Source organism: Candidatus Culexmicrobium sp. (genome assembly GCF_058356305.1).
Window position 1 is genome coordinate 1 of the sequence record NZ_JBTVBB010000005.1, and the last position, 4,617, is coordinate 4,617.

8 protein-coding genes are annotated in these 4,617 nt (G+C 30.8%); 5 read left to right on the forward strand and 3 right to left on the reverse strand.

Annotation, left to right across the window (positions count from 1 at the left end):
• Window positions 1–319, reverse strand: a 319-nt coding sequence (locus ACW8TM_RS01025; protein WP_491531423.1) for a pyridoxamine 5'-phosphate oxidase family protein, incomplete at its 3' end; no start/stop codon positions are given.
• A gap of 89 nt (window positions 320–408) precedes the next feature.
• Window positions 409–654 carry an Lrp/AsnC family transcriptional regulator gene (locus ACW8TM_RS01030; RefSeq protein ID WP_491531416.1) on the reverse strand — a complete coding sequence of 82 codons (246 nt, stop codon included), beginning with the start codon at window positions 652–654 and terminating at the stop codon, window positions 409–411.
• Between the two features lie 288 nt (window positions 655–942).
• On the opposite strand from ACW8TM_RS01030, the gene ACW8TM_RS01035 reads away from it, so the two are divergent.
• Complete coding sequence (locus ACW8TM_RS01035) at window positions 943–1,398, forward strand: hypothetical protein (RefSeq protein WP_491531417.1); 456 nt, start codon at window positions 943–945, stop codon at window positions 1,396–1,398.
• Between the two features lie 59 nt (window positions 1,399–1,457).
• Entirely contained in the window at window positions 1,458–1,865 is a 408-nt protein-coding gene (locus ACW8TM_RS01040; RefSeq protein ID WP_491531418.1) for an Hsp20/alpha crystallin family protein, read from the forward strand.
• Window positions 1,866–1,974: 109 nt separating this feature from the next.
• On the opposite strand, the gene ACW8TM_RS01045 is transcribed toward ACW8TM_RS01040, so the two are convergent.
• A complete protein-coding gene (locus tag ACW8TM_RS01045) occupies window positions 1,975–2,742 on the reverse strand; it encodes a radical SAM protein (protein WP_491531419.1) in 768 nt (255 codons plus the stop codon).
• Between the two features lie 39 nt (window positions 2,743–2,781).
• On the opposite strand from ACW8TM_RS01045, the gene ACW8TM_RS01050 reads away from it, so the two are divergent.
• The 3 genes from ACW8TM_RS01050 to ACW8TM_RS01060 form a co-directional block, all read left to right on the forward strand.
• Window positions 2,782–3,729 (forward strand): HhH-GDP family DNA glycosylase, encoded by a 948-nt coding sequence (locus tag ACW8TM_RS01050; protein ID WP_491531420.1) that lies wholly within the window; start codon window positions 2,782–2,784, stop codon window positions 3,727–3,729.
• A 252-nt stretch (window positions 3,730–3,981) separates the two neighbouring features.
• Window positions 3,982–4,191, forward strand: coding sequence for an AbrB/MazE/SpoVT family DNA-binding domain-containing protein (locus ACW8TM_RS01055; protein WP_491531421.1), 210 nt, complete (start codon window positions 3,982–3,984; stop codon window positions 4,189–4,191).
• On the forward strand, window positions 4,178–4,617 hold a 440-nt coding region (locus ACW8TM_RS01060; RefSeq protein ID WP_491531422.1), incomplete at its 3' end, for a PIN domain-containing protein. The genes ACW8TM_RS01055 and ACW8TM_RS01060, both read left to right, overlap by 14 nt.

The window sequence follows — 4,617 nt, forward strand, 5'->3', positions numbered from 1 at the left end:
GATATCCCCTATATTTTTCAATTATTGCTTTTAGTGCTTCGATTTTTTCATTAGGGTCACTTATAACTTCTGCTTTTCCGAAAACTAGTACACTTTTAGCATATCCTGACTTTTTTGGTATTTTATCGACTTGAAGGCAAATGTAGGGATTGCTTAGAATTCCCTCAAGCTTTGCCCCCTTCTTTCTCGTGTAGAAGACTATTCTGCCTCGATGATATGTGTAGAATATTGGGACTATGTAGGGTTGAGGACCCAAAACTATTCCTATTCTACCTATTTTACATTTTCTTATGAATTCTATTGCTTCCTTTTCTGTCATTTTTCTCAAGAATTTCCATCTCCTTATATTCTATTATATGTCTAATTCGTTCGTTGCTAAATTTTACTGTTAAGATTGACTGACTATGTTCATTCTTTCATATGTGCCTCCATTACTACCATAGTTGAAGTTGACAATATGTTATCTATTCTCCTAATCTTTGTTGTCACAACTTCTCTTAGCTTATTTATATCATCTGCTTTTACCTTTACTATTATATCATATACCCCATATACAAAGTATACTTCCTTTACTTCCTCGATTTTAAGGAGTTTCTTGATTACCTCTTCTTCCTTTCCAACTCTTGTATTTATTAATATTATTGCCTCTGACATTCTAGACCTCCCATTATATTCTTCCTCTTTTAATACTTAATTGTTCTGTAGAATGTCTATTCAATTTGTTTAAATCCTGGAGGTCTATAATAGTTTAAAGCATACTTTTTAGGTGTCTATTTTTCCTTAAATCGTCCTCCATTTAATCTAGCGCCAAATGGATCTATACACTTAATGATATACCATGCTGCAGATCTATCCTGCAGCCTATTAGTTAACTTTAATATTACTTATAATGTTATTAAGGGATTACTTTACTATGGATATGTGAAGATTGAGGTATTAATTATGATAAGGATAAGAATTGGAGATGAAAAATTAAGTCAACCTCAAATAACTCTGTTATTGAAGTTAAAGGAAGGTCCAGCAGATACAAGTGAACTACTAAAAATTATGAGGTACTTTGGCTTTCCTTCTAAAAGTTCCTTTTATGTTGCTTTATCCGAGCTGGAGAGTAAGGGGTATGTTGTAAGGGAAAGAGGAGTGGTCAAATTAACTAGGAGAGGTTATGAGTTAGTAGACAAATTACCTAAATTAATAGAAAAAAGAATTCATGCTCTTTTGGATTATGTAACCTTTTTGATGGAGAAGTCTGGCCTTATTGAGGAGTATTTTGAGTTTAAATCGTTAGTTGATGAAATTGATGATGTTGATGAGCTTGAAAGATATCGTGATTTTTTAATTAAAGAATTAGAAAAAGTTGAAAAGAAAATATCTATGTGGAAAAGGGTGGAAATAGAATAAGGGTCCAAAAATAAAATTTATATACATTTTTAGACAGATATTCTATAGGTGAACTAATTATGGAAAAAGATTTCGAAGAAAATCATCGCATAATAGAGTTACCGGGAGTTAAGATAATTGCTGGACCAAAGATGTTCTTACTTAAAAAGATAAAAACAAGCAAGGAAACTAGTGATTTTAATCGTTATTGTAGATATTATGTTGAAGAAGATGTTGATAAATATATTGTTAAAATTGAAATACCTGGCGTAAAAAAGGATGATATAAAACTCTATGTCTCTGAAAATGCACTTAGTTTAACTGCAAAACCAACAATTAAAATGCCCTGGACTCCTGAAGTTTTCAGGGCTAAAATTAAATTAGCTAATTCCATTGATAGTGAAAACGTCAAGGCAAAATATGAAAGTGGAATACTGGTAGTCGAGTTGTATAAGAAGAGGGTTCCTAAGGAAGTTAGAGTTGAATAATTCTTTCCTAAACTTTTTTGAAAGCTGGTAGCTAGTTTATTTGCTTACATTTTATCTTTTTGATAGTTATTTAAAATTAAAATTAAGTTTTATAATTATCCTATCTTATTTAAATTAATTCTATTGGTATATTATTTGGTTTATATGCTATTAATGGTTTTATTCTGGCTTTTTTCAACCTTTTTATTACATGTGGATATAGAAAGACGTATTCTTCTTCAAATTCATCTATAAGTATGGGATCTATTTCCAATAATTTTTCCATTAATCTTCTCTTGTTTTCCTTAATTGAGAATGACAGCATTACTGCTGGATGGCATTCAACATTATAGTCTAATAAGTTTTCTAGGGCTTTTAGTTGATAGTTGAATGCCTCTGGTTTTGCTTTAGTAAGTATAGAGAATTCTGTTGGTGTTGTTCCTTTGATCGACACTCTTACATGGAGACTTTTAAATTTAGATAACTTTTTTGCATATAGTTTATTGTATCCTATTAGTATACCGTTTGTTTCTAGAATGAACTTATATCCTCCATAATCCTCTACTAATTCAAGTACTTTTAATAAATGATCAAATCCAAGGGTGGGTTCATTTCCACTTATTCTCAACAATTTATATCCCCTACTACTTGCACAATTATTTAATGCATTAAATATTTGGGTTGGAGTGTAAAATTTTCCAACTTTTTCTGGATGTTCTCTTGGATAATTACTCCAACAAAATATACATCTTAAATTACATCCACAGCAATCTGATGTTGCTATTCCTCCATACCATCTACCTCCTCTTACTAATCGATAATATTTTCTCATAGTATTTCTCACTACATATTTCCGCACTTCTTCTGCAAGTTTTATTGGGTCAAAGTTCTTCTTCATTTGCTACGCCATATATGATAGTAAATTTTGAGTAGATTAATGTTGTTAATTTATTTGATGAGGGTTGTAATTAGAGTTGATGAGCCCTACAATTTAGATTTAACTTTGAAGCCATCATTCCTGTCAAGTTTATATCAAAAAGTTGATGATTGGTGGATTAAGAAGATAGGATTTCTTGCGGGTAGTTTAAAGATTAAGCAAGATGGTAGTTTTCTTATAGCTGAATGTAGTGTTGATTTGAGTTATGAAGACCTTGTTGATGAAGTTATATTTGAATCTGGATTATGGCATAAACCTTTTGAATTTTATTTAGCTAGTCTTCCTAGAAAAATTAGAGATTCAGTAAATTTTCTTTCAAAAACTTTTCCAGGTGTTAGAATTGCAGTTTCTCCAAGGGACTTCAATTATATTTTTATTAGTGTAATTTTATCCAAGAGGACTCGATATGAAGTGTTTGTTAAAAAGTGGGTTAATCAATTATGGAATATATTCAGATGTAATTTTAAAGCAATTGCAACTTCTCATATAGAGAAGCTTTCGGCTATTGGATCAAGCTATCAAATTTTTCATTTAAGGAGAACTTTAAGAGATTACTTAGCTCTTTATGGAAAAGAAATGAAACTAAATGAGCCTTCATGTAGTTTGAGAAGAAAGCTGATGCGTTGTTGGGGTATTGGACCTAAAGTTGCTGATGCCACTTTACTCTTCACTTTGAAGGACCCAAAAATTCTTCCAGTTGATATTCACTTAGTGAGGGCTACTAGATTTTTTGGTTGGTCTAATAATTTTAAACTTCCCACCAAAAATCTATGTTTGAAGTATGCTTGTAATGAGAGTGAAAGTAAGCTCTTAGGGCTTTCCATATGTCCGTCAAGTATTAAAAATTTATGCTTAAGAGAGCAATTAACGGAAATTTTTGGAGACTTAAGTGGATGGATTCAAACACTGACTTATCTAGCTGGTAGCACATTAAGGAAGTCAAAATAAAAATTTAGAATTTTTATGAAATTTGATATCAAAATTAGATGAAATATTTATAGGAAACTACATTGACAAGTAATGAGCATTTAATTTAAATCTTTATCTGTATGTTGCATTAAATTTAATTTAAAAATAGTGTTCTTATGTAATTAATTTATCTATACTCTTCATTGATAACTATACATTTTAATTTGTTTAGAGAAAATTTTATTCAGTTAAAATATTTCTTTTACTGGTAAAATTGGAAAAAGAAATACTTTGTATCCCCCTAAAGAGTTACTTGAGGCCATTGGACTTAAGGAAGGTGACAAGATAATTTATCGTATTGAGGATGGTAGACTAATTGTTGAGCCAGTGATAAATCCATTTGACTATGCTCTTAAAGTTAGGAAATGGGCTAAAACTAGTCTGAGAGAAATTGAAGAAATCTCAATGGAATTTCAGAGGGAGATAATTGAAGAAAAATAAAGTAATTATTGACACATTATTTCTCCTACCAATCCTAGGAATTGAGGTCAAAGAAGTAAGTAAAGACGATATCACACAACTAAAAAATCTTTCAAATAGAGTATTATTTATATATCCTGCTCTAATGCTAATTGAGCTTCTAGGCAAAGCCTTGAAGAAGGCTAAGGAAAATAACCTAACATCTCTTCCAGATGAAGCAGTAAGGGGTTTAAGATTGATTCTATCGAACGTATTCATTAAAGTGATAATACCCGATGCAAAATCACTACAATTGGCATCTCAAATATGGCTTAAAGGACATAAAGACATTCTAGATAATATCGCACATGCTTGTTCAAGAACCATTAACATTCCATTACTAACACTAGATAAAAACTTAATAGTCTTTCTAAAAGATAACAGCTATCCAACTGACAACATTGTAAA

Bases quoted from the DNA above. Each gene is read 5' to 3' on its own strand.
- ACW8TM_RS01030 (WP_491531416.1), bottom strand. From the start codon at position 654: ATGTCAGAGGCAATAATATTAATAAATACAAGAGTTGGAAAGGAAGAA.
- ACW8TM_RS01035 (WP_491531417.1), top strand. From the start codon at position 943: ATGATAAGGATAAGAATTGGAGATGAAAAATTAAGTCAACCTCAAATA.
- ACW8TM_RS01040 (WP_491531418.1), top strand. From the start codon at position 1,458: ATGGAAAAAGATTTCGAAGAAAATCATCGCATAATAGAGTTACCGGGA.
- ACW8TM_RS01045 (WP_491531419.1), bottom strand. From the start codon at position 2,742: ATGAAGAAGAACTTTGACCCAATAAAACTTGCAGAAGAAGTGCGGAAA.
- ACW8TM_RS01050 (WP_491531420.1), top strand. From the start codon at position 2,782: ATGTTGTTAATTTATTTGATGAGGGTTGTAATTAGAGTTGATGAGCCC.